The sequence below is a fragment of the Paramagnetospirillum caucaseum genome (genome assembly GCF_000342045.1).
GTDB lineage: Bacteria > Pseudomonadota > Alphaproteobacteria > Rhodospirillales > Magnetospirillaceae > Phaeospirillum > Phaeospirillum caucaseum.
In genome coordinates this window covers 1-1,098 of sequence record NZ_AONQ01000174.1, presented here as the reverse complement: position 1 = coordinate 1,098, position 1,098 = coordinate 1, and the positions used below count along the sequence as shown (strand labels likewise).

Annotated in this window: 1 protein-coding gene; it reads left to right on the top strand. The window is 63.1% G+C overall.

Annotated features, from left to right (window positions below):
- The first annotated feature begins 66 nt into the window (after positions 1 to 66).
- On the top strand, positions 67 to 1,086 hold the full coding sequence (locus H261_RS22860; protein WP_008622716.1) for an IS1595 family transposase: 1,020 nt from the start codon (positions 67 to 69) through the stop codon (positions 1,084 to 1,086).
- The last annotated feature ends 12 nt before the right edge of the window (positions 1,087 to 1,098 follow it).

Sequence of the window (1,098 nt, the reverse complement as noted above, 5' to 3'; positions counted from 1 at the left end):
GTGCCTATTCGCTTGACGCCCACACCCACTACATCTAGAGTGGGTGCAAAGCGAATAGGCGGTGCCATGGACGTTCTCGACCGAGCTGACCTCCCGTTCCCGGAATCGCTTCCTGGGTTCCAGCGGCTTTTTCCTGACGATGCGGCTTGCGCCACGTACCTGGAGCGCTCCCGTTGGCCGGACGGTTTCGCCTGCCCCCATTGCGGTGTTGTCGGATCGCCGTTCCGCTTCGAAAGCCGCCCCGGTATCCTGCGTTGTCGGGCCTGCCGCAAGAATACTGGCCTGACCGTTGGCACCGTCATGGAGCGCAGCCACATTCCACTCTCGACGTGGTTTTGGGCCGCCTATCTGGTGTCCAGCCAGACGCCCGGCTTGTCTGCCGTCCAATTCCAGCGCCAGCTTGGACTGTCCCGCTACGAGACTGCGTTCGGCATCCTCCACAAGCTCCGCGCCGCCATGGTCCGTCCCGACCAAGACCGCATTGGCGGCCATCCCGATCAGCATGTTGAGGTGGATGAGACGTGGGTGGGCGGACGCACGCGTGGCGAGGGCCGGGGCGTCCATCACAAGGTGCTGGTGGCCGCCGCCGTCGAGGTGCGGCACCGGGAACCGGGCACCGCCCAAGACAATCGGCGCGACGGTCGCTACGCCGGTCGGGTGCGTCTGGCAATTGCCGCCGACCGTAGCGCCGAAGCGCTGGGCGGTTTCGTCAAGAGTGCCGTCGAACGCGGCACGCTGGTCGTCACCGATGATTGGGGTGGCTATGGCGGGCTGCGTAAGGACGGCTATGACCACCATGCAATTGCCCAATGCGGCGACCCAGAGGTGTCGGAGGAGTTCATGCCCATCGTCCATCTGGTCTTCTCAAACCTGAAATCGTGGCTCAACGGCATCCACCACGGTGTCAGCGCCAAACACCTTCAGGCATACCTCAACGAGTTTACCTTCCGGTTCAATCGCCGCTTCTACCCGTTCAATGCCTTCCGGTCGCTCCTTGGACTTGCCGGGGATGCGACCGCGCCAACCAAAGCGGAGTTATACTCGGGGAAGTGGCGGCATCCTACATGTAGTGGGTATGGGCGTTAAGCGAATAGGCAC